The 26271-nt window shown below is 68.5% G+C and carries 27 protein-coding genes and 1 tRNA gene; 14 read left to right on the forward strand and 14 right to left on the reverse strand.

The features are described 5' to 3' along the window. The first annotated feature begins 12 nt into the window (after positions 1-12). Positions 13-216: a cold-shock protein gene (locus AC3CBB_RS00135; RefSeq protein ID WP_055963817.1), complete on the forward strand. Its 204-nt coding sequence runs from the start codon at positions 13-15 to the stop codon at positions 214-216. 208 nt (positions 217-424) lie between these two features. Next, a complete protein-coding gene (gene groL, locus AC3CBB_RS00140; protein ID WP_123506459.1) occupies positions 425-2044 on the forward strand; it encodes a chaperonin GroEL in 1620 nt (539 codons plus the stop codon). A gap of 209 nt (positions 2045-2253) precedes the next feature. On the opposite strand, the gene AC3CBB_RS00145 is transcribed toward groL, so the two are convergent. The 5 genes from AC3CBB_RS00145 to AC3CBB_RS00165 all read right to left on the reverse strand — a co-directional run bounded on the left by AC3CBB_RS00145 (position 2254) and on the right by AC3CBB_RS00165 (position 8752). Next, on the reverse strand, positions 2254-3951 hold the full coding sequence (locus AC3CBB_RS00145; protein ID WP_488625513.1) for a sensor histidine kinase: 1698 nt from the start codon (positions 3949-3951) through the stop codon (positions 2254-2256). 48 nt (positions 3952-3999) lie between these two features. After that, positions 4000-4692: a response regulator transcription factor gene (locus AC3CBB_RS00150; RefSeq protein ID WP_056056979.1), complete on the reverse strand. Its 693-nt coding sequence runs from the start codon at positions 4690-4692 to the stop codon at positions 4000-4002. A gap of 142 nt (positions 4693-4834) precedes the next feature. Then, entirely contained in the window at positions 4835-6469 is a 1635-nt protein-coding gene (locus AC3CBB_RS00155; RefSeq protein WP_488625514.1) for a DNA repair helicase XPB, read from the reverse strand. Positions 6470-6571: 102 nt separating this feature from the next. Then, the gene (locus AC3CBB_RS00160) at positions 6572-8437 is read right to left on the reverse strand and encodes a helicase-associated domain-containing protein (protein ID WP_488625515.1); all 1866 of its coding nucleotides are present in this window, start codon (positions 8435-8437) and stop codon (positions 6572-6574) included. Positions 8438-8470: 33 nt separating this feature from the next. After that, positions 8471-8752 (reverse strand): hypothetical protein, encoded by a 282-nt coding sequence (locus AC3CBB_RS00165; RefSeq protein ID WP_488625516.1) that lies wholly within the window; start codon positions 8750-8752, stop codon positions 8471-8473. An 89-nt stretch (positions 8753-8841) separates the two neighbouring features. On the opposite strand from AC3CBB_RS00165, the gene AC3CBB_RS00170 reads away from it, so the two are divergent. Beyond that, a complete protein-coding gene (locus AC3CBB_RS00170) occupies positions 8842-9219 on the forward strand; it encodes a cold-shock protein (protein WP_123506454.1) in 378 nt (125 codons plus the stop codon). Then, a complete protein-coding gene (locus AC3CBB_RS00175; protein ID WP_488625517.1) occupies positions 9212-9835 on the forward strand; it encodes a DUF3027 domain-containing protein in 624 nt (207 codons plus the stop codon). The genes AC3CBB_RS00170 and AC3CBB_RS00175 overlap by 8 nt, the downstream gene beginning before the upstream one ends. A gap of 130 nt (positions 9836-9965) precedes the next feature. On the opposite strand, the gene serC is transcribed toward AC3CBB_RS00175, so the two are convergent. Further along, positions 9966-11078, reverse strand: coding sequence for a phosphoserine transaminase (gene serC / locus AC3CBB_RS00180; RefSeq protein WP_488625518.1), 1113 nt, complete (start codon positions 11076-11078; stop codon positions 9966-9968). A gap of 146 nt (positions 11079-11224) precedes the next feature. On the opposite strand from serC, the gene AC3CBB_RS00185 reads away from it, so the two are divergent. The 3 genes from AC3CBB_RS00185 to AC3CBB_RS00195 all read left to right on the forward strand — a co-directional run bounded on the left by AC3CBB_RS00185 (position 11225) and on the right by AC3CBB_RS00195 (position 13943). Then, on the forward strand, positions 11225-11917 hold the full coding sequence (locus tag AC3CBB_RS00185) for an iron-dependent transcriptional repressor DtxR (protein WP_123506452.1): 693 nt from the start codon (positions 11225-11227) through the stop codon (positions 11915-11917). A gap of 242 nt (positions 11918-12159) precedes the next feature. After that, positions 12160-13083 (forward strand): C40 family peptidase, encoded by a 924-nt coding sequence (locus tag AC3CBB_RS00190; RefSeq protein ID WP_488625519.1) that lies wholly within the window; start codon positions 12160-12162, stop codon positions 13081-13083. Positions 13084-13448: 365 nt separating this feature from the next. Then, on the forward strand, positions 13449-13943 hold the full coding sequence (locus AC3CBB_RS00195) for an HNH endonuclease (protein WP_488625520.1): 495 nt from the start codon (positions 13449-13451) through the stop codon (positions 13941-13943). Between the two features lie 22 nt (positions 13944-13965). Here AC3CBB_RS00195 and AC3CBB_RS00200 read toward each other — a convergent pair whose 3' ends face one another. Further along, entirely contained in the window at positions 13966-14925 is a 960-nt protein-coding gene (locus AC3CBB_RS00200) for a 3-hydroxyacyl-CoA dehydrogenase family protein (RefSeq protein WP_123506449.1), read from the reverse strand. Beyond that, positions 14922-15860 (reverse strand): sugar phosphate isomerase/epimerase family protein, encoded by a 939-nt coding sequence (locus tag AC3CBB_RS00205; RefSeq protein ID WP_488625521.1) that lies wholly within the window; start codon positions 15858-15860, stop codon positions 14922-14924. Before AC3CBB_RS00205 ends, AC3CBB_RS00200 begins: the two co-directional genes overlap by 4 nt. 87 nt (positions 15861-15947) lie before the next feature. Here AC3CBB_RS00205 and AC3CBB_RS00210 point away from each other — a divergent pair. Then, positions 15948-16019, forward strand: a tRNA-Arg gene (locus AC3CBB_RS00210). 28 nt (positions 16020-16047) lie between these two features. Here the strand turns inward: AC3CBB_RS00210 and AC3CBB_RS00215 are convergent. Beyond that, the gene (locus tag AC3CBB_RS00215; RefSeq protein WP_488625522.1) at positions 16048-16635 is read right to left on the reverse strand and encodes a DUF1349 domain-containing protein; all 588 of its coding nucleotides are present in this window, start codon (positions 16633-16635) and stop codon (positions 16048-16050) included. Positions 16636-16890: 255 nt separating this feature from the next. Between AC3CBB_RS00215 and AC3CBB_RS00220 the strand changes: the two genes are divergently transcribed. Next, positions 16891-17598: a TetR family transcriptional regulator gene (locus tag AC3CBB_RS00220; protein ID WP_488625523.1), complete on the forward strand. Its 708-nt coding sequence runs from the start codon at positions 16891-16893 to the stop codon at positions 17596-17598. A 283-nt stretch (positions 17599-17881) separates the two neighbouring features. Next, the gene (locus AC3CBB_RS00225; RefSeq protein ID WP_488625524.1) at positions 17882-18865 is read left to right on the forward strand and encodes a diacylglycerol/lipid kinase family protein; all 984 of its coding nucleotides are present in this window, start codon (positions 17882-17884) and stop codon (positions 18863-18865) included. Between the two features lie 46 nt (positions 18866-18911). Here the strand turns inward: AC3CBB_RS00225 and AC3CBB_RS00230 are convergent, their stop codons facing one another. From AC3CBB_RS00230 to AC3CBB_RS00240, 3 genes are all read right to left on the reverse strand, one after another. Then, entirely contained in the window at positions 18912-19418 is a 507-nt protein-coding gene (locus AC3CBB_RS00230) for a discoidin domain-containing protein (protein WP_123506443.1), read from the reverse strand. A gap of 211 nt (positions 19419-19629) precedes the next feature. Further along, on the reverse strand, positions 19630-20022 hold the full coding sequence (locus AC3CBB_RS00235; protein WP_488625525.1) for a hypothetical protein: 393 nt from the start codon (positions 20020-20022) through the stop codon (positions 19630-19632). Positions 20023-20179: 157 nt separating this feature from the next. Continuing rightward, entirely contained in the window at positions 20180-20605 is a 426-nt protein-coding gene (locus tag AC3CBB_RS00240; protein ID WP_488625526.1) for a hypothetical protein, read from the reverse strand. Positions 20606-20751: 146 nt separating this feature from the next. Between AC3CBB_RS00240 and AC3CBB_RS00245 the strand changes: the two genes are divergently transcribed. Further along, positions 20752-21075: a DUF1905 domain-containing protein gene (locus AC3CBB_RS00245; RefSeq protein ID WP_488625527.1), complete on the forward strand. Its 324-nt coding sequence runs from the start codon at positions 20752-20754 to the stop codon at positions 21073-21075. A 182-nt stretch (positions 21076-21257) separates the two neighbouring features. Next, positions 21258-21683 carry a hypothetical protein gene (locus AC3CBB_RS00250; protein WP_488625528.1) on the forward strand — a complete coding sequence of 142 codons (426 nt, stop codon included), beginning with the start codon at positions 21258-21260 and terminating at the stop codon, positions 21681-21683. Between the two features lie 18 nt (positions 21684-21701). Here the strand turns inward: AC3CBB_RS00250 and AC3CBB_RS00255 are convergent, their stop codons facing one another. Together AC3CBB_RS00255 and AC3CBB_RS00260 are read right to left on the reverse strand one after the other, a co-directional pair. Beyond that, a complete protein-coding gene (locus AC3CBB_RS00255) occupies positions 21702-22739 on the reverse strand; it encodes a methionine synthase (protein ID WP_488625529.1) in 1038 nt (345 codons plus the stop codon). Positions 22740-22768: 29 nt separating this feature from the next. Further along, complete coding sequence (locus tag AC3CBB_RS00260; protein WP_488625530.1) at positions 22769-23761, reverse strand: DUF1852 domain-containing protein; 993 nt, start codon at positions 23759-23761, stop codon at positions 22769-22771. Positions 23762-23884: 123 nt separating this feature from the next. Between AC3CBB_RS00260 and AC3CBB_RS00265 the strand changes: the two genes are divergently transcribed. Further along, entirely contained in the window at positions 23885-24826 is a 942-nt protein-coding gene (locus AC3CBB_RS00265; protein ID WP_488625531.1) for a LysR family transcriptional regulator, read from the forward strand. Positions 24827-25195: 369 nt separating this feature from the next. Beyond that, a complete protein-coding gene (locus AC3CBB_RS00270; protein WP_488626766.1) occupies positions 25196-26188 on the forward strand; it encodes an aldo/keto reductase in 993 nt (330 codons plus the stop codon). The last annotated feature ends 83 nt before the right edge of the window (positions 26189-26271 follow it).

A 26271-nucleotide genomic window follows, 5' to 3' on the forward strand; every position in this document is an offset into this window, starting at 1 on the left:
GGGAGTACGAAAATGGCCAACGGAACCGTCAAGTGGTTTAACGCCGAGAAGGGCTACGGGTTCATCACCGTCGAGGGGGACGGACAGGATGTCTTCGTCCACTACTCGGCCATCGACATGAGCGGATACAAGGTTCTCGAAGAGGGTCAGGCCGTCGTGTTCGAGGTCGGCACCGGCAACAAGGGTCCTCAGGCGGAGGCAGTGCGCCTCGCCTGACCCGCGGAACCCTCGAGACGGCGTCGCTCCCCACCGGGAGCGGCGCCTTTTCGCTTGCTGTCGACGCGCGCGGATTCGCTTGCACTCGATAGGTGAGAGTGCCAGAATCAATTGGCACTCGTGATTATCGAGTGCCAATGGCTCACCTGTTTCACGGCACCAGCCGGGGCTACCTGCCCCACGACGTCCGGGAGGGACGAAAAACCACATGGCTAAGATCATTGCTTTTGACGAAGAGGCCCGACGCGGCCTCGAGCGCGGCCTGAACATTCTCGCCGACGCTGTGAAGGTCACGCTCGGCCCGCGCGGTCGCAACGTCGTCCTCGAGAAGAAGTGGGGCGCCCCCACGATCACGAACGACGGTGTCTCGATCGCCAAGGAGATCGAGCTCGACGACCCGTACGAGAAGATCGGCGCCGAGCTGGTCAAGGAGGTCGCCAAGAAGACCGACGACGTCGCCGGTGACGGCACGACGACGGCCACCGTCCTCGCCCAGGCTCTCGTCCGCGAGGGCCTCCGCAACGTCGCCGCCGGCGCCGACCCGATCAGCCTCAAGCGCGGCATCGAGAAGGCCGTCGCGGCCGTCTCGGCCCAGCTGCTCGAGAACGCCAAGGAGATCGAGACCAAGGACGAGATCGCTGCGACCGCGTCCATCTCGGCCGCCGACCCCACCATCGGCGCGCTCATCGCCGAGGCGATCGACAAGGTCGGCAAGGAGGGCGTCGTCACCGTCGAGGAGTCGAACACCTTCGGCACCGAGCTCGAGCTCACCGAGGGAATGCGCTTCGACAAGGGCTACCTGTCGCAGTACTTCGTCACCGACCCCGAGCGCCAGGAAGCCGTCTTCGAAGACGCCTACATCCTGATCGTCAACTCGAAGATCTCGAACATCAAGGATCTCCTTCCTGTCGTCGACAAGGTCATCCAGTCGGGCAAGCAGCTCCTCATCATCGCCGAGGACGTCGACGGAGAGGCTCTCGCGACCCTCGTGGTCAACAAGATCCGCGGCATCTTCAAGTCGGTCGCCGTCAAGGCCCCCGGCTTCGGCGACCGTCGCAAGGCGCAGCTGCAGGACATCGCGATCCTCACCGGCGGCCAGGTCATCTCGGAAGAGGTCGGCCTCAAGCTCGAGAACGCCACGCTCGACCTGCTGGGCAAGGCTCGCAAGGTCATCATCACCAAGGACGAGACGACCATCGTCGAGGGTGCTGGCGACGAAGAGATGATCGCCGGCCGCGTCAAGCAGATCCGCGCCGAAATCGAGAACACCGACAGCGACTACGACCGCGAGAAGCTCCAGGAGCGCCTCGCCAAGCTCGCCGGCGGCGTCGCCGTCATCAAGGCCGGAGCCGCCACCGAGGTGGAGCTCAAGGAGCGCAAGCACCGCATCGAAGACGCAGTGCGCAACGCGAAGGCCGCCGTCGAAGAGGGCATCGTCGCCGGTGGTGGCGTCGCCCTCATCCAGGCCGGCAAGACCGCGCTCGAGACCCTCGTGCTCGAGGGCGACGAGGCGACCGGCGCGAACATCGTCAAGGTCGCCATCGACGCTCCGCTCAAGCAGATCGCCTTCAACGCCGGCATGGAGCCCGGCGTCGTGGCCGACAAGGTCCGCAACCTGCCCGTCGGCTGGGGCCTCAACGCCGCCACCGGCGAGTACGTCGACATGCTGGCCGCCGGCATCATCGACCCCGCCAAGGTGACGCGCTCCGCTCTGCAGAACGCCGCTTCGATCGCCGGCCTCTTCCTCACCACCGAGGTCGTCGTCGCCGACAAGCCCGAGAAGGTCTCGGCTCCGGCCGGCGACCCCACGGGTGGCATGGACTTCTAAGTCCGACTGCGTCGAAGGCCGGTTTCCCCTCGGGGGAGCCGGCCTTTGTCGTTGGCGCGGGTCGGCGTCGTCGCCCAGGCAAGGATTCGCGGGGTAGACGTCCTTGTGGCGGGCGCAGGAACTAGCCGTTCTCCTTGTGGGGCGTACAGACGCGGGGGCCGATCCTGTCTTACGAGCACAGCGTCCTTCGCAGAGGACCGCGCGCGCGGCTACGCGGCGGGGGCGGCGGGGAGCAGGGGCAGCGAGACGCGGAAGGTGGCGCCGCCGCCGGGGGTGTCGAACACGTCCACCTCGCCGTGGTGCGCGGCGACGATTCCCGAGACGATGGCCAGGCCGAGGCCCGAGCCGCCCGTGTCGCGGGTGCGCGACGAGTCGGCGCGCCAGAAGCGCTGGAAGATCTTCTCGCGGATCTGCGGGGGGATCCCCTCGCCGTGGTCGATGACGTCGATCGTCGCCATGCCTCGGCCGGGGTCGGCCTGCACGGCCAGCTCGATGGGCGCATCGTGATCGGTGAACCGCATCGCGTTGCCCATGAGGTTGGTGACGACCTGGCGGATCTTGTTCTCCTCGCCGAGCACGACGGGGTTCACGACGGGGCGGCGCTCGAGGCTGAGGCGGGGACCTCTGAGCCCCGGACGGCCGGGCTCGGGAGCTGTCTCGGCGCCCGCCTCGGTGGCGCGGGCTCTGCGGCTGCGGAGGCGCGCGAGAGTGGCGCCGGCGAAGGCGATGGGGCCGGTCGCGCCGGGAGGCGACGCCGGGAAGGACGCGTCGGACCCGAACACGTACTCCTCGCCGATGGCTCCGCCGCCCGGTATCACGGGCTCGCGCACGATGACGCGGATCTCGCGGTCGGTGTTCGACGCCATGGTGTCGAGAGCGGAGTCGCGGGCGATCGTGACCAGGTCGACGGGGCCGAGCTCGAGCGGCTTCGACTCGTCGAGGCGTGCGAGTTGCAGGAGGTCTTGCACGAGGCCGCCCATGCGGATGGCCTCCTTCTCGATGCGGTCCATCGCCTGGGCCACGTCTTCGGGCTTCGTCAGCGCGCCCATGCGGTAGAGCTCGGCGTAGCCGCGGAGCGAGACGAGGGGGGTGCGCAGCTCGTGGCTGGCATCGCCGACGAAGCGCCGCATCTGGTCGATGGTCTTCGCGCGGTCGTCGAACGAGCGGTCGATTCGCGCGAGCATCGTGTTGAGCGAGCGGTTGAGACGGCCGACCTCGGTGTGGGGCGAGGTGGTGTCGAGGCGCTGGCTGAAGTCGCCGTCGGCGAAGCGCGCCGCCGTATCTTCGACGTCGCGCAGCGGCGCGAAGGTCGACGTCACCAGGAGCCGCGTGATCGCGGCGCCGAGCACGACGACCGACAGGCCGAAGCCCAGGAAGATGTAGGTGAACCGCGAGATGGTCGAGTTGGTCGTCGCGAGGTTCTGGCCGGTGATGATCGTGGCGGAGATGGTGCCGTTCGTCGCCTGGTTCTGGAGATCGGGGTGCGACGCCGCGTACAGGCGCCACTCCTGCGTGCCGCTCTTGTTGTAGCCGTTGAAGGCAGCGTCGTGAGTCGCCGCGACCTTGCCAGTGAAGTCGGGAAGGTACGGCGCGGAGCCGAGAGGGACGAGGTCTTTGGCGTTGTCGCAGATCAGTGTTCCGTCATCAGCGACGAGCGCGATGTAGCTGGTCTTGTAGCTGCCGAACTCGGCGGTGCAGTAAGCGCTGTCCTCGCCCGTCCAGGTCGAGTAGCCGGTCGCGGCGGCCTTCAGGTCGCGATCCACCTGCCCGTAGAGATAGGTGCTCAGTACGGTCATCGTGCCGAGACCCGCGACGAGCAACCCGAGGGTCACCAAGCAGACCGTGATCCCGGTGATCTTCGTGCGGATGGAGATCTCGCTCCACCACTGCGACAGGCGTGAGTGCATAGACGGACGAGATTAGGCGATGAGCCTGGGATTTCGGCTCAGCACGCGTCAGGCCTTGGCGGCCTTCAGCATGTAGCCGAAGCCGCGCTTCGTCTGGATGATCGGCTCGGCCGAGAACTGGTCGAGCTTGCGGCGCAGGTACGAGATGTAGCTCTCGACGATGCCGGCGTCGCCGTTGAAGTCGTACTCCCACACGTGGTCGAGGATCTGCGCCTTCGACAGCACGCGGTTGGGATTGAGCATGAGGTAGCGCAGCAGCTTGAACTCGGTGGGGCTGAGCTCGATGGCCGTGTCGCCGATGGTGACCTCGTGGGTGTCCTGGTCCATCGTGAGCTCGCCGGCGCGGATGATCGCGTCTTCGTCCTCGTTCATGGTGCGGCGCAGGATCGCCTTGATGCGCGCGACGATCTCGTCGAGGCTGAACGGCTTGGTGACGTAGTCGTCGCCGCCGACGGTGAGGCCGGTGATCTTGTCCTCGGTGTCGTCCTTGGCGGTGAGGAACAGGATCGGCGAGGTGTAGCCCGACGAGCGGAGGCGCTTCGTGACGCCGAAGCCGTTCATATCGGGGAGCATGACGTCGAGGATGATCAGGTCGGGCTCTTCTTCGAGAACGGCCGAGATCGCCTGGGCTCCGTTGCCGACGGCACGGACCGCGAAGCCGGCGAAGCGCAGGCTCGTGGTCAGCAGGTCGCGGATGTTGGGCTCGTCGTCAACGATAAGGATCTTGGGGCCGTCGCTCATGCCTCTTAGTATCTGCGCGGCGCCTAAGCGTTTGCTGGGAGGGGGTGGGGCGGGGGGTGGTAGCGCGCTGGCGGCTGGTCAGGGCGACGGGTGTCGCAGTTCCTGCGCCCGCCGTGTCGGAGCCGGGCTGGACGGCTCGGGCTCAGGCGGCGAGCAGGGGGCTGTCGAGGATCGTGTAGCTGTAGCCCTGCTCGGCGAGGAAGCGCTGGCGGTTCTGGGCGAAGTCCTGGTCGACGGTGTCGCGGCTCACGAGCGTGTAGAAGCTGGCGGGGATGCCCGACTTCTTGGGTCGGAGCAGACGGCCGAGGCGCTGCGCCTCTTCTTGGCGGGAGCCGTACGAGCCGGAGACCTGGATCGCGACCGTCGCCTCGGGGAGGTCGACCGAAAAGTTGGCGACCTTCGACACGACGAGCACCTTCACCTCGCCGTCGCGGAACGCCTGGAAGAGCCGCTGACGCTCGTCGACCGGGGTCGCGCCGGTGAGCTTCGGGGCGTCGAGGGTCTCGGCCAGCTCGTCGATCTGGTCGAGGTACTGGCCGATCACGAGGATCTGCTCGCCCTCGTGCCGCTTCACGAGCTCCTTGACGACGTCGAGCTTGATCGGCGCCGTCGCCGCGAGGCGGTAGCGCTCGTCGTCGGCCGAGGCCGCGTACTCGAGCCGGGCCTCCTGGGGCAGGTCGACGCGCACCTCGTAGCAGCTGGCGGGGGAGATGTAACCCTGGGCCTCGATCTCCTTCCACGGGGCGTCGAAGCGCTTCGGTCCGATGAGGCTGAACACGTCGCCCTCGCGGCCGTCCTCGCGCACGAGCGTCGCGGTGAGGCCGAGGCGACGGCGGGCCTGGAGCTCGGCGGTCAGCTTGAACACGGGCGCGGGCAGCAGGTGCACCTCGTCGTAGACGACGAGGCCCCAGTCGTTGGCGTCGAGGAGGGAGAGGTGGGTGTACTTGCCAGCCCGGCGCGCGGTGAGGATCTGGTAGGTCGCGATGGTGACCGGCTTGATCTCTTTCACGGCGCCGGAGTACTCGCCGATCTCGTCTTCGGTGAGCGTGGTGCGCTTGAGCAGCTCGTCGCGCCACTGCCGTGCGCTGACGGTGTTCGTCACCAGGATCAGCGTGTTCGTCTTGGCCTGCGCCATGGCACCCGCGCCGACGAGGGTCTTGCCGGCGCCGCAGGGGAGCACGACGACGCCCGAGCCGCCCTCGAAGAAGTTGTCGACGGCCTTCTGCTGGTAGTCGCGGAGGCTCCAGTCGGCGGTGTCGAGGTCGATCGCGTGCGGGGTGCCCGGGGTGTAGCCCGCGTGATCTTCGGCCGGCCAGCCGAGCTTGATGAGCTGCTGCTTGACCTCGCCGCGTGCCCAGGGCAGGAGCTCCCACAGGTCGTCGGCCCGCTTGACGCCGAGCAGCTCGCCGATCTTCTTGGAGCGGGTGACCTCATTGAGCACGGCCTTGTCGGTGCCGCGCAGGAGCAGCTGGTCGCCGTCGCGCTCGATCACGATGCGGCCGTAGCGACCCACCGTCTCGGAGATGTCGACCGTGACGCTCTGCGGCACCGGGAACTTCGAGTACCGGTTGAGCGTCTCGAGCATGTCGTCGGACGAGTGGCCGGCGGCCCGGGCGTTCCACAGGCCGAGGCGCGTGATCCGGTACGTGTGCACGTGCTCGGGGGCGCGCTCGAGCTCGGCGAAGACGGAGAGGTCGTGCCGGGCGTCCTCGGCATCGGGGTGAGCGACTTCGAGGAGCACGGTGCGGTCGCTCTGGACGATGAGGGGGCCTGTCACAAAGAATCAGTCTATGCAGGGCTGCTCCGCGCCAGCCGGGTGGGGGTACGTGTTCGCGGTGGGCGTCTCTGCGGCCCGCTCGGGCTCGCCCCGGGCCTCCCGCTAGTCGTGATCGGGCGTGGCGACGCCGACGATGCTCGACAGCGGCAGCGTCCGCTCGATGTCCGACTTGCGGTCGCGCCCCCGGAGGCGTCCGCCGCCGACGCCGGTCGGCTCGATCTGCAGGTCGGTGGTCGTGCCGTCGGGCATCGCGACCGACACGACGACGGTCATGCGGCTCTTCACGGCGGCGTCGAGCTGCCGGGCGATCCAGGCGCGCTCGGTGTCGTCGTCGGTGGCGGTCGCGGTCACCCGCTCGACCAGGCCGTCCAGAGGATCCGGCGACGGAGCCGACGCAGGTCGACGACCACGTCGCCGAGCCGGGGGCCGGACGGGATCGCCCGCCGCATCCTCGATCAGCACGGGGTACCGCTCGTCGCTCAGGGCCCAGTACACGGTCTCGGCGCTGAACCGGCACAGCATGCGGTGCGCGTCGACACGGATGAGCCCGAGCGGGTGCAGCGCCTGGTCGACCGAGACGGTGTCGAGCAGGGCGGCGTCGTCGCTCCGGAGCCGGCTCACGGCGCCGATGCGCCGGGCCACCTCGTCGAGCTCGGACGGCTCGAGGTCGTGCGCCCGGTACCGGCCGTGGCGCTGCGCGGTCTCGGTGATGAGGTAGTCGACCGGCTGCGGCATCCCCGTCGAAGACAGGGAGCGCAGGAACTCGCGCACCCCGTCGGCCGACTCGCCCTCCGTGAGCGCCTGCCGGATCCGCGCCTCGCTGATCCGGTACGTCGCCGCGAGCCCGGCGCTCTCGACGTCGGCGATCGTGCGGAGCCGCGCGTCGAGCGCGGGCGCCAGCGGGCCCGGCGCGACGACCGTGAGATCGTGCTGGAGGTAGACGTTCTCGATCGGCTCGGGCAGGAGCGCGCGCACGACGTGGGTCGCCGCCTCGAGGCCGTCGCCGAGGAGTGCGACCGCGGCGCTCGTCGGGCGCGAGTCGACGGTGAGCCCGAACAGCGCCGCCGAGCGCGCGAACGCCTCGAGCCGCTCGGTCACCCAGGCGCCGCCCGCCGGGAAGTACCAGGCGCTGAACGTGCGGAGCGGCTCGCCCCACGACGTCGAGCTGCGCTGGTCGAGCACGGTGCGGATCTCGCCCGGCAGCGCACCCAGCCACGCGGCCACGAGCGCCGCCCAGCGGTCGGCCCACTCGGCGAGCAGCCAGTCGTCGGCGCGGGAGGTGGGGGCCCAGCCGTCCGGCCCCACGTCGACCAGGCCGGCGGAGCGCGCGGCGTCGAGGAGAGGAGCGACGTCGTCGACGTCGATGCGGGCGGCCTCGGCCAGGCGCCGCGTCTCCGGCAGCGCCAGACCGCCGCGCGCCAGCTGGCGCGCCGGGCTCTCGGACACCGCGCGCACGATCTCGGCGACCTCGACGACCACGGCGAAGAGGCGCTCGGCGCTCGCTGCGTCCTGCGCCGACCGGTCGACGTCATCGACGGCCTCGAGGACGACCGGGGGAAGCGTCTCGGCCAGGGCCGGGAGCGACAGCGCGGGGTCGTCGTCGAGCGCCTCGATCACGGGCTCGTACGTGGTGATGACGCCGTCGCGGTCGAGCACGAGGAAGAGCCGCGTGAGCCGCTCGAGGGCGCGCTCGACGTCGGGCGGCGCCGTGGTGAAGGCGGGGTGGGCGGTGGCGGGGAGTTCCTGCGCCCGAGTGGGATGCGCGGCCGCGCGGAGCACCAGGAGCGCGACGCGGTCGAGCCGGGTGACGACCTCGCGCACCGACGGGCGGTCGAGCAGGACGTCGGCGAGATCGAACGCGTCTTTCACCGCGTTGGGGCGTGAGACCTGTCGCTCGCTCAGGCGCTCGGCGAGCTCGGAGCTCGGAAGGCGGCGGAGCTCGCCCGCGAGGTCGAGGGCGCTAGCCACGAGGCGCCTCTGCCTCGCCGTGGCGGCCGTGTATCAGCGTGAGGTCTCTCGGTTCTCTCGGCTGCGGCGCACCAGGCTGACGACGACGTACGAGATCAGGAGGAGCACTGCGATGGGGAACGCGAGGGCGGGGAGCACGGTGACCGTGGGCCAGATGCCGCTGTCGCGGTTGCCGATGCCGGCGGCGGCGCCGATCAGGATGATGGCGATGCAGACGACGCCCAGGCCGGCCACCGAGATGGCGGCGTACGACAGCACGCGCTCGACGCGGCGGATGCCGGTCGCAGCGTCGGCGGAGAGAGTCTTGGTAGCCACAGGCCCCAGCGTAGTCGGGGCGGCCCTGGCTGTGGCCCCGTATGCTGTAGGTCGCCCGCAAGGGCGCCCCGCAACCAAGGAGTTCAGTCATGCCCACCGGCAAGGTCAAGTTCTACGACGACGAGAAAGGCTTCGGCTTCATCTCCGGCGATGACGGCCAAGAGGTCTTCCTCCACGCGTCGGCCCTGCCCGCAGGCACGACCGGGGTGAAGGCCGGAGCCCGCCTCGAGTACGGCATCGCCGACGGCAAGAAGGGCGCGCAGGCGCTCTCGGTCCACGTGCTCGAGAAGGCCCCGAGCCTCGTCGAGCGCAACCGCCGCTCGGCCGAAGACATGGCGGTCATCGTCGAGGACCTCGTGAAGATGCTCGACGGCGTCGGCAACCGACTCCGCCGGGGCCGCTACCCCGAGAACGGCCCGCAGGTCGCCGCCGTGCTCCGCAAGATCGCGGACCAGCTCGATGCCTGAGGCGTTCGACTCGGCACGGGCCGACGACTATTACTCGCTCGCCCGCACGGCGCTGCTCGAGATCACGCGCGACGACACGATCGGCGAGCCGTTCGAGATCGTCGACGAGGGCGAGGGCGTCTCGACGGTCCGCTTCGAGAACACTCTCCCCGGCTACCCGGGCTGGCTCTGGACCGTCAGCATCGCCGAGCTCGACGGCGAGGCGCCGAACGTGCTCGAGACCGAGCTGATTCCGACCGGCGACGCGCTCCTCGCACCCGACTGGGTGCCGTGGGTGGAGCGCCTCGCCGAGTACGAGGCCTCGCAGGAGGCTGCGGCCCACGCCGACGAGTCAGGTGAGGACGGCTCCGACGACGACGATTCCGACGAGGACGACTCCGACGACGACGACTCCGACGAGTCGGATGACTCCGGCGACGACGACGACCCCGACGACGACGATGACTTCGACGACGAGGACGACGACGAGTCGGACGACGAGGACGAGTCGGACGACGAAGAAGAGAACGAGGACGGCGACGACCTCGGCCCTCGCGAGGAGTTCGACGGCATCGACGTCGAGGAGGCGGCTGAGGCCGCCGGCTTCGACCCGGCTGCGACCTCCGACGAGAAGTAGCCCCCGCTCGGCGCGCATTCTCGAGGAGATCGGCGCGCCGACGGCGCCGGATCGGCATGCGCTGGCGAGATCCTGCGCCGGGCTCCTCGAGATCGGGAGGAGCCCGGGGGCGGAGCACGCCTCGTGACGGCTAGAGCGCGCCGACCACGAACTCGATCGACTTGATCAGCTGACGCACGTCGTCGGGCTCGATGGCCGTGAACGTCGCTACGCGGAGCTGGTTGCGGCCGAGCTTGCGGTACGGCTCGGTGTCGACGATGCCGTTGGCGCGCAGTGCCGTGGCGACGGCGGCTGCGTCGATCGCGTCGTCGAAGTCGATCGTCGCGACGACCTGCGAGCGGTGGTCGGGGTCGACGACGAACGGCGTCGCGTAGTCGGAGGCGGTCGCCCAGTCGTACAGCGCCCCGGAGGACTCCCTGGTGCGGGCGTCGGCCCAGGCGAGCCCGCCGTTCTCGAGGATCCACCGCGTCTGGTCTTCGAGGAGGAGCAGGGTCGCGAGCGCCGGGGTGTTGAGGGTCTGGTTGAGACGCGAGTTGTCGACCGCGTTCTTCAGGCTCAGGAACTCGGGGATGTAGCGGTCGGTCGCGGCGATGCGCTCGACGCGCTCGATGGCCGCCGGCGACATGAGGGCGAACCAGAGCCCGCCATCGGAGGCGAAGTTCTTCTGCGGCGCGAAGTAGTAGACGTCGGCTTCGGCCGCGTCGAACGCCGCTCCGCCCGCCGCACTGGTCGCGTCGATGACCGTGAGCGCCCCGGCGTCGCCGGCCACGCGCGTGACGGGAGCCATGACGCCGGTGGAGGTCTCGTTGTGCGGCCAGGCGTAGACGTCGACGCCCTCGACGACCTCGACCTCGGCGCGCGAGCCGCCGGCCGCGGTGATCACGTGCGGGGCCTCGAGCCAGGGGGCGCCGGCCGCCTTGGCGAACTTGGAGCCGAACTCGCCGAACGAGAGGTTCTCGGCGCGCTTCTCGATCAGGCCGAACGACGCGGCGTCCCAGAAGGCGGTCGAGCCGCCGTCGCCGAGGACGACCTCGTAGCCGTCCGGCAGGTCGAACAGGGTGCCGAGGTCGGCGCGGACGCGGCCGACGAGGTCTTTCACGGGAGCCTGGCGGTGCGAGGTGCCCAGGATCGTCGCCCCGGAGGTCACGAGGTGCTCGAGCTGGGCTCCGCGGATCTTCGAGGGGCCGCAGCCGAATCGGCCGTCGGTGGGAAGGAGGTCGCGAGGAATCTGGATGTCCGCCATGCGATCGATGGTATCGATCGCGGGGTACCGGTCGGCCACCCTCAGACGACCCCCAGGTGATCCGGCCCTAAGGCGGGGGCCGGTAGGATCGGGTCCACGCGCGCGGACACCGGGGGCCCGGTGCCAGCAACGACCAGGAGGCACCGTTGACCGATCTCGTCGACACCACTGAGATGTACCTTCGCACGATCCTGGATCTCGAAGAGGAGAACATCGTGCCTCTTCGCGCCCGGATCTCGGAGAGGCTCGGTCACTCCGGCCCCACCGTCTCGCAGACCGTCGCCCGCATGGAGCGCGACGGCCTCGTCATCGTCTCGGGCGACCGCCACCTCGAGCTGACCACTGCCGGTCGCACGAAGGCGACCCATGTGATCCGCAAGCACCGCCTCGCCGAGCGCCTGCTCGCCGACGTGATCGGACTCGACTGGGCTCTCGTCCACGAAGAGGCCTGCCGGTGGGAGCACGTGATGAGCGAGCAGGTGGAGCGCCGTCTGCTCGACATGCTCGACCACCCGACCGAGTCGCCCTACGGCAACCCGATCCCGGGCCTCGACGAGCTCGGCGACTCGCCCGCCGGCCGCTTCATGGACGGCGTGATCTCGATCGTCGACGTGGCCTCGCAGAATCCCAGCGGAAAGTCAGGAACAATTCGTCGCCTTGCCGAGCCCGTGCAGTTCGAGCCGGACTTCCTCCAGCAGCTCCACGACAACGGGGTACAACCTGGCAAGACCGCCACGGTGTCGCAGGCAGGCACGTATGTGCGGGTTCAGGTGGAGGGGTACGACGACGCCATCGAGCTGTCCAGCGACGTCGCGGCGCACATTTACCTGGCTATCTGAAATCCACAAGGTCTCTTTACCTTTTCGTTACAAATGTCCTCCTTCAGGATGACACGGAGGTCGTACTCGGGTACGCTCGCCAAGTCCAAACAACCAGGAAGCCGGTTGCCGGGCCCGTGGCGAGACGTCTCGATTCCCATCTCTCGCCGTGAGTCGTTGATCCAACGAACGGATGGGTCGTGAGGCCCGGTCGCAGCTACAGCTGTGGCCGATTCACGTCGAGGCGCAGGAGATTCCCCCTCTTGAGCACTGGCATCACTACGACACCGCGCACGACGAGCTTCGTCGCCAGCCGGTCGACCCCTCGCACCGACCCGATCCGCACCGGCCCCGTCACGACGGTCACGGCGGACGCAGTCGTGGCTCCGGTTACCCGCCGCGCCGCTCGCGCCGCCGACAAGGCCCAGGCCAAGGCCGCCGCGTCGAGGCACTCCGTGAAGCGCACCGTCGCCAGCGTCGGCGCCCTGACCCTCGTCGCCGGTCTTCTCGGCACGATGGCGCTTCCCGCCTTCGCTCACACCCCCGGCGACAGCGACTCCTCGTCGGCCAGCACCGCGGCTGTCAACGCCGTGCGCGCCAACGGCTCGCAGTCCGTCTCCGTCGCCTCCGGCGTCAAGAACGCCAGCCTCTCGCGCGACGGCTACACGACCACCGTCCCGGTGGCTCCCGTCGTGCAGACGGCCACGACTACGACGGCGACCACCCTCTCGACCACCGAGACCGCCGCCTCGACGGCCCAGCGCGCCTCGTTCGCCGCCAGCACCGCCTACACCGGCAAGACGGCCGCTGACTACCTGGCCTCGCCGTCGCACCCCGCGTTCTCGCTCGCCGCCGTCTACCAGACCGCGCTGCAGTACCAGGGCACCCCCTACGTCTTCGGCGGTGCGACGCCCTCCGGCTTCGACTGCTCCGGCTTCGTCATGTACGTCTACGCCCAGTACGGCATCTCGCTGGCCCACTCGGTGCCCGCGCAGTCTGCGGCTGGCACGATCATCTCCGAGGCCGATGCCGAGCCCGGCGACGTCGTCGTGCTCAACAACGGCAGCCACGACGGCTTCTACGCCGGCAACGGCATGATCCTCGACGCGCCCAAGCCCGGCGGTGTGGTGAGTGTCCGCCCGCTCTGGACCACCGACGTCCACTTCGTGCGATTCGGCATCAAGTAGGTCTTGCCGCATCGGCCCCCTCCCGCGGGAGAGGGGCCGTTCGCGGTTAACACCCTGTAAACCGTTCTCGCCAGTGCTTTGCACCCGGCGGGACGTGTCGTAATGTGAGCGCAACGCAGATCGACGATCCACCAGGAGAGACCGCATGTCGCACCGAGCAGCCACTCGCACCATGGGTGCGCTGCTCAGCTGTGCCATACGGACCACGCGCCGAGGCCTGCACCATTCCGGTGTGCGCTTCGGCGCCCACGACTGAGCACCGCCACTGTGTGGCGGTGCTTTTTTCGTGGGCACCCCTGACGAATCGCTGAACCGCGCGAGATCGAATGCCTGGAAGCCGTCCAGGCCGTTTCGAAAGGGAACCAATGCGCACTCTTGTCCTGAACGCCGGTTACGAGCCTCTCGCTGTCGTGTCGTTCCGACGGGCCCTCGTGCTCGTCATGAGCCACAAGGCCACCGTCCTGGCCGCCGATGCCGATAATCCCGTGCACGGCGCCCGGTTCGAGTACGACCGGCCCTCCGTCATCGTCCTGACCCGGTACGTGCGCCTGCCGCACACGCGGCTCATCCCGGTCTCGCGTCGCGGCGTCCTCCGCCGTGACGCGCACCGCTGCGCCTACTGCGGCAAGGCGGCGACGACGATCGACCACGTGCAGCCCCGTTCGCGCGGCGGCGTCGACTCGTGGGAGAACCTCGTCGCCTGCTGCCTGCGCTGCAACAACCTCAAGAGCAACCGCACCCCGCTCGAGATGGGTTGGAGCCTGCGGTTCGTGCCGAAGGCGCCGCACGGCGTCGGCTGGGTGGTGCGCGGGGTGGAGCAGCCCCAGGCCGTCTGGGACGAGTACCTGACGGCGGCTTAGCCCTGCGGGGTGTCGACGCGGGTCAGGCGGCGGGCGGGCCCAGCGGGGCGGGGCCGAGCTCGTCGAGCAGACGCTGCATCGCGACGTAGGCCTTGTTGCGGTAGGCGACGAGTTCCTGCGCCCCGTCTTCGGTGTTGTCGAAGTAGCCGCCGCCCGATTTCGTGCCGAACCGGCCCTGCTCGACGAGCGCGTCGAGCCGCGGGGGAGTGGCGAAGCGCTCGGGGAAGTCGGTCTGCATCGACTCGTAGCAGAAGCGGTAGACGTCGAGTCCGGCCATGTCGGCGATGGCGAACGGCCCGAAGAACGGCAGCCTGAAGCCGAACGTGGTGCGCACGACGGTGTCGATGTCTTCGGCCGAGGCCACGCCTTCTTCGACGAGCTGGTTCGCCTCGCTGAACAGGGCGTACTGCAGGCGGTTGAGCACGAAGCCGGTTCGGTCGCCGATGCGGGCGGTCTGCTTGCCGGTGGCGCGCACGATGGTCTCAGCGGTGGCGATCGCCTGCTCGGTCGTCGTCGGGTGCGCGATCAGCTCGACGCCGGGGATGAACGGCGCCGGGTTCGAGAAGTGGATCCCGAGAAAGCGCTCCGGGTTGGTGACGTGACCCGCGAGCTCGGTGATCGAGATCGTCGACGTGTTGCTGCCGATCAGCGCATCGGGTCGCGCGGCCGCGCTGATCCGGGCGAGTGTCGCACCCTTCAGCTCGATCTTCTCGGGCACGGCTTCTTCGATGAAGTCGGCGTCTGCGACGGCCTCCTCGATGCTCGCAGCGGCCCTCAGTCTCGGGCGCAGGAACTCGACGGCCCCGTCGCGCATCAACCCGTCGCGCTCGAAGTCGCCGGCCTCCCGCAGCAGCCGCTCGAGGTTGGACTCGGCGATCTCGGCTGACACGTCGGCGAGCACCACGTTCGCGCCGCTCAAGGCGAGCACCTGCGCGATGCCGCCGCCCATGTATCCGGATCCCACCACTGCGTACTCGGTCATCGGTTCTCCTTCTTCAGGGCCTTGAGCAGGCCTCGCAGGTACTTCTCGTTGGTCGCGCTGACGCTCAGGCCGTCTCCGCCGTAGTGCTCGCAGCAGAATGCGCCCGTGTAGCCGGAGGCCAGTGCGATCTTGATCGCCTCGCGGTAGCTGATGATGCCGAACTCCATCGGCGCAGGGCTGGCGACGTAGATCTCGTTCGCGCGGTCTTCGTCGCGGTAGTAGTTCTTGACGTGCCAATAGTTCGCGTGGGGGAGCGTCTTCTCCAGGGCCTCGCGCCAGTCCTCGACCGGGCGGTGCAGGCGCACGAGGTTGCCGAGGTCGGGGTTGAGGCCGCAGTTCGGGCGGTCGATGTCGGTCTTGAGCCGGACCGCGGAGTCGGCGGTGCCGAGGTACGTGTCCTCGTACATCTCGAGAGAGAGCTCGATGTTCAGGTCTGCGGCGTGGTCGGCGAGTTCCTGAATCCGGGTCACTGCCTTTTGCCAGGTGTCGGCGTCGTCGGGGTCTTTGTGGCCGTCGACGGTCCAGAACCAGAGCTGCTGCTTCTGCGCGTCGGTGAGCGCCTGGTGAAGGCCGATGCTGACGGTGCCGACACCGAGGGCCGCGGCAGCGTCGATGGTGCGGTGGGTGAAGGCGAGGTTGTCTTGCCAGTTCTCGGCGTCGATGACGCTGCGGCGGACCAGGCTGATCGCCGGCGTCGCAAGACCCGCACTGGCCGCCTCGTGCTTCAGCGCTTCGAGCTGCTCGGCGCTCAGGTCGCCGACGCGGAGCCAGCCGTCGGTCAGGTCGACTGCCGTGAAGCCGGCCGCGCGCACCTCGTCGAACACCTCCCGCCAGGCTTCCGGCGGGTCGTCTTGAACGGTGGTGCCGTCGCGCTTCTGGTTGGGGAACTGCAGGAGCATCGCGGCGATGGGCCAGGTCTCGGCGGTGAGAGGCATGGGTGCACGCTATTCCCCTGCGGGTGTGCGCGCTCACATGTGACGGCTCTGTCGCCGGGCGTGACGTTCGGTAGGCTTGGCGGGTCAGCCTCTGTAGCTCAATGGAAGAGCAGTTCCGTCCTAAGGAAAGGGTTGGGGGTTCGAGTCCCTCCAGGGGCACTGTCTTACGGGCGCGCGTCTCGATCGCTCAGTCGTCGGGGTGAAGGCTCGTGTCTGCCGGCCCGGTCTGCCAGCTGGTGAAGTGGACGGTCAGGCCGGCCCGTGTCGGAGCGCAGCACATCGGCCCCGCGGTGACAGCGGCCTCCGGATCCAGAGGTGCCACGCGCACGAGCCGCCACGGCTCCTCGTCCGCCCGGGCACGGATCGTCAGAGCGTCGCCGGAACGGCTGACGCGAATGGTGACGAGCTTGCCCTGCCAGCCGGGCACGGGAGAGAGCGACCAGTCGGAGACGCCGCGCGTCACGACAGCGCCGAGGCTGTTCTCACCGTCGCTTCGCTCGACGCCGGCCTTGATCCAGGAGGTGTCGTCGACCTTGACGAAGATGCCGGCCTGGTCGAACTGGGCCGAGAAGTCGAGGCGGAACGACACCTCCATCGCGGTGCCCGGGGCGAACGGGGCGAGCAGGGCGTGCTCGGTGTCGTGCACGAACCCGTAGGACGTGATGCGCCAGGCATCACTCCCCTCGACGGCTGTCACGCGCATCCCGTCGCCAGTGATCTCCACATTCACGGGTGCGTTCGTCCAGGTACCCGAGGTCCAGTCGATGACGGTCATGGCACTGACTTTAGGGTGCGTGGGACGACCGGCGCTCCCGGTGCGGCGATGAGCGTCTCGAGCACAGACGCAGAACCGACGCGGCAGGAAGGACCGCGGCAAGCATCGCGGGGTAGCCGCTGACAGCCCCGCACCCGACTGACGCGAATGGGTCGAGCCGCTGCGACGCAGACGACCAGCTGATCTGCTGCAGCACCGCGAACAGCAGAGTCGCGCTGGATTTGAGGCCGGGCGCTGGGTAGCGTCAGTTCTGAGATGAGTGGAGTCCGGGAAGCGAAGAAGGCCGAGCGACGGCGCGAGATCCTCGAGTCCGCGGCGGAGGCCTTCACCGAGATGGGCTACCGGGGCACGACGATCGCGGGCATTGCCGACCGCATGGGCGCCCCGAAGTCGGCGATCGGCTATCACCACTTCGAGAGCAAGCACGAGATCGCAGTCGAGATCGTCGAGTACGCCCGATCCCGGTGGTGGTCTCTCATCGAGGTCGTCTCCGCTGGATCCGGGACGGGCCTCGAAAAGCTCTTGACGCTCCTCCTGTCGGCGGCCGTCGATGCTCGGAACAACGTTCTCGCTTCTGCGGCCGTCCGCCTCGCGGCCGACCAGCGGGTCAACGGATTCGCGCTGCCGCCGTCGGAGTTCAGCTGGAGGGGCATCGCCCACGACTTCGTCTGGCAGAGCCTGGAGTCCGGCGAGCTGCCCCGTGAGCACCCCGTCGAGAAGGTCGTCAGCGTCGTGCTGACGGGCAGCTACGGGGTGTTCGTGTCTGAGAACCAGGGCTTCGAGGACGTGCGCACCGACGAGCACCTGCGAGAGGTGTGGAGAACGATCCTTCCGTCTCTCGGGGTGAGAGACGCCGACACCCTCGTCGATGGGCTCCAGGTGATCGCCATTGCGGAGTCGGCGCCCGGCGTCGCTCAGTCGAAGCCGGGCACTGGCGGCGAGCAGGCCTCCCCGGAGGCGTGAGACTCTCTCGGTACCCCTTCGAAGGTCGATGGCGTTGCTCGCCTCAGACCGTCTCGAGAGTGGCCCCCGGGCCGACCCGGGGACCACGACCGCGACGACCGCCATCGGATCAGTGACACCGGTCGCCGCGGGTCCGCCCGGGAACCACCCTGGGCGCACTCACGGTAGTTCACGCGGCCCCTCGCGCGCTAGATTCGAAAGACGATCGTCTTATGAACTTAACGTCCCTCCGCCTGCGGCCCGCTGGCTCGCCGGGCGCGTGCGGTCCTCTACGCTTTTCACCGTGACGACTGACGCGCAGACTCGTGACGCCCGATCGTCGAGGGCGGCGGTGGTCTTCAATCCTGCCAAAGTCAACACGCAGCGGCTTCGCGACCAGGTCGCTGCGCGCGAGAAGAGCCTCGGGTGGGGGCCGTCGACGTGGCACGAGACCTCGGCCGCGGATGACGGGCGCAGGGCGGCGCAGGACGCAGCCGCGCACCACCCCGACGTGGTCCTGGTCGCCGGCGGTGACGGTACCCTCCGTGTCGCGGCGGAGGAACTCGCACCCACGGGTATTCCGATTGCGCTGATCCCGGTCGGCACAGGCAACCTGTTCGCCCGGAACCTGCATCTGCCCTTGAACAACCTGCCGCTGGCGGTCCGGACCGCTTTCGAGGGAACAGACCGACGGGTCGATATCGGTGAGGCGACCCTGACGCTGGAGGACGGCGGCGTGCAGATCCATGCGTTCCTGGTGATGGCAGGGGTCGGGTTGGATGCCAATATGGCCGCCAACACGAACGCGCGGGTGAAGAAGCGGCTCGGGTGGGTGGCGTACTCGGACCCGATCGCGCGGTCGGTGTTCGGCAACCACCAGTTCACCCTGCGCTATGGCCTCGATGACCAGCCGGAGCAGGAGATGAAGGCGCACACCGTCATCGTCGGCAACTGCGGCACCCTGACAGCGGGACTGCTGCTGCTTCCGGACGCCGTGATAGACGACGGGATCTTGAACGCCGTCGCATTCCGACCCAAGGGCGGCGCCGGCTGGACCAAGATCGGCTACGGACTCGCGCTCAACAGGTTCTTCCATCGCACGCGCTTCGGACGGGTGCTCGATCTCTTCCTGCCGACGTCACGGACCCTCCGGTACACGTCGGGGCGGCGTCTGACGGTGAGGTTCGACGTTCCCGAGCAGATCCAGCTGGACGGCGACCCGTTCGGCAAGGTGAGCGGGGCCGTTCTCGAGGTCCGCCACCGGGGACTCGCGATCCGCACCCCGTAGTCGGGCAGCGCATGACGCGCCGACGGGGTGCGGATCGCAGTGCGCCTTACTTCGCCGGCGCGGTGTCGATGCCGTAAACGGCGAACTCGTTGATCGCGTAGCCGTTGTTGTACGCCGCCTTGTCGCCCACGACGCGGACGTAGCGCGCCGTCGCCCCGACGGGGATCGACTGGTTGCGCTTGGTGACGTCGGTGTTCTGGTAGATCTCGGTCCAGGTGGCGTTGTTCGTCGAGATCTGCACGCGCTCCGACTTCGCGTAGTCGTAGGCCCAGCGCAGCTCGACGCGGTCGAGGGAGTACTTCTTGCCCAGGTCGATCTTGATCCACTGCTTCGTGGGCGCGGGCTGGCTTGACCACCTGGTGCCGAGCTTCCCGTCATCGACGAAATGCGCGGCCATCGTGGCATTCAGCTCGGACGACGCCGTCGCCGTCTTGTTCAGCGAGAGTCGGACGGGTGCCGGGGCGGCAGTTGCGGGTAGCGCGGCCCCGATAGTTGCGAGAGCGAGCCCGGCGAGGGCTGCGGTGGCGAGGGCGGTGCGGTGGCGGTTGAGCATGTCACTCCTAGTGGTTCGGTTGTGCTCAGCCTAGGAAGACCCTCTGACGTCAGCGTCCGCCTGCCGATGTATCCCCAGGAACCCCCGCGAGCCCCCGGCCTCGTCCTTTTCATCCTCGCGATGTACTAGCGCAGGAACTGCCCCGCCCCGCCGACGCCGGCGCACGTCGGGCAGTTCCTGCCGCCCGCCCCGGGGTCGAGCGACGACCGCCTCAGAGGTGCGCCGCGACAACCCCCGTCGCGATGAAGAGAACGATGGCTGCGGTGACGACGGCGCACGTGCTTGCGATCGAGAGCCACCAGACGCTCTCGCGCCGCCGAAGCCGACGGCGGAACGAGACCCACGTTGCGACAAGCACCGCCAGGTCGACGAGCCCCTCCACGATCGCTGTGACGTTGACGTATGAGTAGTCGCAGACGTTCGGATCGGAGGTGCGGATAACGCAGATGTTGAGCAGAGAGAAGGCCGCGCCCAGAGTGTCTGTCGTCAGGAAGAGCAAGACCAGACTCACGGTGACGGTTACCCCAGAGCCCACGGCGAAGATCAGCCAGGAGACCCAGCGGGTCGTGACTCTCGCCGGCGCGGGCGTCTCTGCGATCGTCATGGCCGGTGTCCTCCCGTCGCGGTGCGAAGTCTTCGCCTCAGGACCTCTCTGCCGACGCTAGCGGGGGAGTCGTGGGAGGGGCATCCCGCGTTCGGGGTCTGTGGATGCCGCGGCCGAAGATCGGGTGTCACCGCCGGTCTCACGACACCCGACGCGTCTAATCGGCGATGTCGGCACAGCTCGGCAAGGCGGCGACATCGGCGCACGTCCGCTCGCTCCAGCCGCCGGGGCCGAAGGAGTCGTACGCGGTGGTCGATGCGACATCGACGCCCGAACGCGTCGCTCGAGCAAAAGTCGGGATCGGGTCGCCCTCGGTCGTGCGCGCGATCCACGTCAGGAAAGCCGCATCGCCCGCCCTCCTCGCGTCGGCCAGGCACTCGAGATTCTTCTCGGGAAGCGTGCGCCTCGAATCCAGTTCGGCCTCGCCGCAATCGGTCCCGGTCGGTGTCCTGGCCCACGAGGGGGCACAGGAGAGCTGGCGTGCCGATGCGACGGGGTCTGCGGGTTCGCGGCTGCACGCTGAGACGAGGGGCAAGATCGCGAGCGCGACTACGGCTGCGGCCGCGGTGAGGTGCTTCTTCACGATGCAAGCATGGGGCACCGACGCGCCGCACATGGTCGCGATTGGGTAACGCGTCTCTCACGCCGCAATCAGTGCCGATGATGCCGCGGCGGCGGTGCGTGTGCACGCGATCGGGATCGACCGAGCAGGCGCCTACTCTGGATCACATGACACCGACCCGCCGACGAGGCCTCTCGTACGACTTCGTCGGCGACCTCTGGCGCTGGGAGGCCCGACGTGAGCTCTGGACGTTCGTGTCGCTCCCGCTCGATGCGAGTGACGAGATCGCGGCGATCGCCGGCGATCAGGCCGGCGGTTGGGGATCGCTCCGGGTCGACGCGCGCGTCGGTGCCACCGTCTTCCGGACCTCGATCTTTCCGGGCGGTGAGGGCAGCGGCTACATGCTGCCCGTCAAGCGCGCTGTGCGGGAGGCCGAGGCACTCGAGCTGGGCGCGCCCGTCTCGGCCACGATCACGCTGATCGACTTCTAGGCCGCGACTCGACGGCCACCTCCGGGCACGAGCATCCCGACGCGAGCCTGCTCGCGCATCGCGATCCCGACGGCAAGCAACGGTCCTAGCGAGCCGCCCCGAGGCCGGCGCCGCGACCGTTGCCAAGCCGTTACCCGGCCGATCGCGAGATCATGGTTAGCTCTCGACTCAAGGGGGGCGTCATGGGGTTCATTGCACGCACGATCTTCGTCATGGGAGCGACCATCGCGGTGGTCGCGACGGCCGGGTGCGGCGTTGTGACGAGCAGCGGCGCTGGATCGTGCGCGGCGAAGAAGATCGTTCTCGGTGACACCTCGCCGCACCCCGGCGCACGGCTGAGCGTCCGCGTCGACTGGATGACCGAGACGTGCGAAGACACCGGCGGCGTCAATCGCTCCGCGCGAGACATGCGCGTCACCATCACGCCGTCGAGCGGCAGTGATTACGCCCTCGGGACGATCGCGTCGACTTCAGGGCCGCGCTTCACAGCCGAGGGCGATTACGTGCTGCCCGACGATTTTCCTCTTGGCACGGCGACTCTGACCGTGGCGTCTCCCGTCGGGGACGAAGCCACCGCCACACGAGAAGTCGTCGTCACCGCCGAGTGACGTGGCTCCGCGTGAAGGCTAGGCGCCCGCCACGCTCAGCTCCCCCCGCACGACGCCTGCCCCCGCCGCCAGCGCACTCATCTTCTCGAGCGAGACATCGCGCGCGAACGGGGCCATGCCGCAGTTCGTGCTGGGAATCAGCTTGTCGGCGTCGACGAACTTCAGCGCTCGCCGCAGGGTGTCGGCCACCTCTTCAGGCGTCTCGACCTGGTCGCTCGCGACGTCGATCGCCCCGAGCATGACCTTCTTGCCGCGCAGCAGCTCGATCAGGTCCATGGGCACGTGCGAGTGGTGGCTCTCGAGCGAGACGACGTCGATCGAGGACTGCTGCAGCAGCGGGAACGACGTCTCGTACTGCCGCCACTCCGGCCCGAGGGTCGACTTCCAGTCGTTGTTCGCCTTGATCCCGTAGCCGTAGCAGATGTGGACGACCGTCTCGGCCTTCAACCCCTCGGCTGCCCGCTCGAGCGCCGCGATGCCCCAGTCGTGCACCTCATCGTGGAACACGTTGAACGCCGGCTCGTCGAACTGGATGACGTCGACCCCAGCCGCCTCGAGTTCCTGCGCTTCCTGATTGAGGATCGTCGCGAACTCCCACGCCAGCTTCTCGCGGCTCTTGTAGTGGCGGTCGTAGAGGGTGTCGATCATCGTCATCGGTCCCGGCAGCGCCCACTTGATCGGCTGATCCGTCTGCTGGCGCAGGAACTTCGCATCGTCGACGAACACGCCCTTCTCGCGACTCACCTCGCCGACGACGGTCGGAACGCTCGCGTCGTAGCGGTCGCGGATCCGCACGGTCTCGCGCTGCTCGAAGTCGACGCCGCTGAGGTGCTCGATGAAGGTGGTGACGAAGTGCTGGCGGGTCTGCTCGCCGTCGCTGATGATGTCGATGCCGCGGCGCAGCTGCTCGTGCGCGGCGATGCGGAGCGCGTCGAGCTTGCCCTCGGCCAGCGCGCTGCCCTCGAGGTTCCAGGGCGACCAGAGCTTCTCGGGCTCCGAGAGCCACGACGGCTTCGGGAGGCTGCCGACAAGGGCGGTGGGGAGCAGGGTGTTCACGTTCGGCGATCCTTCGGTGGGCAGGGCGGTCATCGGGTGGGGGTGGAGAAGTCGGCGGCCCAGCGCTCCAGCACGTCGCTGTGCGGCTTCACGAAGTGCTCTTCGGTGAACCTGCCCTGCGTGACCGCGAGCTGGTTGCGCTCGACGCGGTCGTACGAGATCTCGGTGCGCGAGTAGTCCTGCTGCTCAAGGCTCGGCCGGTAGACGGCAGGGGCAGCCGAGTTCGCGTTGTAGATCTCGGGCCGGTAGATCTTCTGGAACGTCTCCATCGTGCTGATCGTGCCGACGAGTTGCAGGGTGGAGTAGTCGTTCAGCAGATCGCCGCGGTGGTAGAACGCGAGGGGCGCGACTGCTCCCGGGGGCATGAAGTAGCGCACGTTCAGGCCCATCCGGCCGAAGTACTCGTCGGTCATGGAGTAGTCGTCCTGGCGGTACTCGACGCCGAGGACCGGGTGCGAGTTCGCGGTTCGGGTGTAGGTCTTGCTCGTCGAGACGCTGATGCAGATGACCGGCGTCATCGGGTAGCGCTCCCGGTACACGGGGGAGTCGAGGAAGTGCTGGAACAGCTTGCCGTGCAGCACGCCGAAGTCGTCGGGGACGGTGAACTCGGTCGCACTCTTGTTGACAGCCGGGAGGCGAACGCTGAAGTCGAAGTCGCGGACGAACGACGAGAAGTTGTTGCCGACGATGCCCTGGTGGCGCACTCCGGTCTGCCGGTCGACGATGTGGATGTCGAGCACCTCGAGCAGTGGGAACACCTGGTCCTCGCCGGCGGCGGCGAACTGGAGCTCGACCGACACGATGTCGAGCTCGACGGTGTAGCGGTCGCCGGAGGCGTTGTCCCAGTGCGCGAGGTCGTTGAAGCGGCGGTCGATCATCGTCAGAGCGTTGCGGAGGTTCTGCTGACGGTGCTCGCCGCGGGCCAGGTTGGCGAAGTTCGTCGTGGCCCGCGAGCTCTCGGACGGCGCGTAGTCGTCGTCGAAGCGGGTGGTGGTGATGCTGAACGTGAACTCGTTCGCCATGAGCGGCCAATCCGGAAGCTGTCGGCCGGGGGTGGCCTCGTGAATGTCGGTAGACCCATGGTGCAGGCATTCGTCGGGTATCAGGTAATTCGGCGCCGCTATGGTTTGCTATAGCCTTTGCCTATGGCCAGGCGGACGAGCGGCATCACCCTGCAGCAGCTGCAGTACTTCATCGAGGTCGCGTCAGAGGAGTCGATCACGGCGGCCGCCGACGTCCTGTACGTCGCCCAGCCGACCATGTCGGCGGCGATGAAAGATCTCGAGGCGCGGGTGGGCCGGGCCCTTCTGGTGCGGTCCGCGCGCGGCGTGACGCTGACGACCGATGGGGCGGAGTTCCTGGGCTATGCCAGACAGGTCGTCGAGCAGGTCGCACTGCTCGAGCAGCGCTATCTGGGCAGGCCGCCGCAGCGCCGCCTGCTCGGGGTGTCGGCCCAGCACTACTCGTTCGCCGTCGACGCGTTCGTGCAGATGGTCAAGGGCACCGAGGCGGCCGAGTACGAGTTCTCGCTCCGAGAGACCCGCACGTTCGACATCATCGAAGACGTGCGGACGCTCCGCAGCGAGCTCGGGATCCTCTACCGCAACGACTTCAACCGCAACGTCATCGACAAGCTGCTGCGCGACTCGGGGCTGGTCTTCCATCCGCTCTTCCTCGCCCAGCCGCACATCTTCATCTCGCGCAAGAACCCGCTGGCATCGCAGGATCGCGCGACCCTCGCCGACCTCGCCGATCTGCCGCGCCTGACCTTCGACCAGGGCTCGAACAACTCCTTCTACTTCGCCGAAGAGATCCTGTCGACGCTGTCGAGCAAGCGCGAGATCCGGGTCTCCGACCGCGCGACGATCTTCAACCTCATGATCGGCCTCAACGGCTACACGATCTCGACCGGCATCGTCAGCGACGACCTCGACCCCGAGATCGTGGCCGTGCCGCTCGACGTCGACGAGCGCATCGAGATCGGCTGGATCGGGCACTCCGCGATCCCGCTGACCGAGCTGGCGCTGCGGTACCTCGTGGAGGTGCGGGCCGTCGTCGCGGGGTTCGGGGTGGCGCTGCTGGGGTAGGGCGTCGTCCTTATCAAAGGACACCCCTTCGCTAGGCAAGGATCGGGCGCAGGAACTGCGTCGCGCAATAGGAGAACCACCTCTTCGGCGCACCCTCACAAGGACGACCCCGCCCCGACTCCTTGCGAACCCGCGTAGTCGATGGTCCGCAGTCGTCCGAGCGGCGCTGCTTCCGTCGGCGGCTCGCGGGCCGTTCGACTGGAGACGACCACTGGTCGAGCCGTCGTCGTGGCCTTTCGCGATCCTGCAACTGCCGAGGAAGCCTGTCGGGTGCTCTCGAGTCGCGAGCCGCACCTCCGTGTCGGCTGACCGGAGCTGGCGCTGCGGTACCTCGTGGAGGTGCGAACCGCCGCAGGCGCCGCCGCCGACATGTACGGCCCCTTCACGAACGAGCGGCTGCTCGGCCGCGCGCTGCAGGGCAAGCGCGACGGCGTCGTCGTCGCGACGAAGTTCGGCAACGTGACCGACCCCGAGGTCCGCAAGAACCGGCCCATCGACGGGAGGCCCGACTACGTGAAGAAGTCGGTCGAGGGCTCGCTCGAGCGCCTCGGAATCGACTACATCGACCTCTACTGCCAGCACCGCGTCGACACCCGCGTGCCGATCGAGGACACCGTCGGCGCCATGGCCGAGCTCGTCGCGGAAGGCAAGGTGCGTCACCTGGGCCTCTCCGAGGCGGCGCCGGCGACGATCCGACGCGCTCACGCGGTGCACCCGATCACGGCGCTGCAGACCGAGTACTCCCTGTGGTCGCGCGAGCCCGAGGACGAGATCCTGCCCACGGTCCGCGAGCTCGGAATCGGCTTCGTGCCGTACTCGCCGCTCGGCCGGGGCTTCCTGACGGGGCGCATCCGCACCGTCGACGATCTCGACGACGACGACTTCCGCCGCTTCAACCCGCGCTTCCAGGGCGACAACCTGCAGGGCAACATCGCCATCGTCGAGGCCGTCGACACGATCGCGCAGGATCACGGGGCCGCCCCGGGCCAGATCGCCCTCGCGTGGCTCCTCTCGAAGGGCACCGGCATCGCCCCCATCCCCGGCACGAAGCGCCTGCCCTACCTCCTTCGGGCGGTGAGGGGTCGCTGGTTGTTCACGGCAGCCTCCGCGACGACAACCAGCGACCCCTCATCGGTTGTGGGGGCGGGGGCGCACGCCGGGGGCCGAGCTAGGCGAGAGGGCTGGACCGCGAATCAGGTGCGGTCCAGCCCCGCCTACGCGAGGTTGACGGGGTCTGGGCCAACGACTCGTCCGACGCGGATGGCATCGGAAGACACCGATCAGATTACGTCGAGGATTTCCGACTCGTCCAGCGTCCATAAGGGCGCTATGCGTTTTCCGGCCAGGCGGCGGGGCTCCTGAACTCCCAGGCGATTAACCGGAGGGGGGCTACCACTTCCTCAAGCGGAGGATTACTATCGTTTATATCGCCGCAATCGAGTGGC

It is taken from the genome of Frondihabitans sp. OV104 (assembly GCF_057787745.1).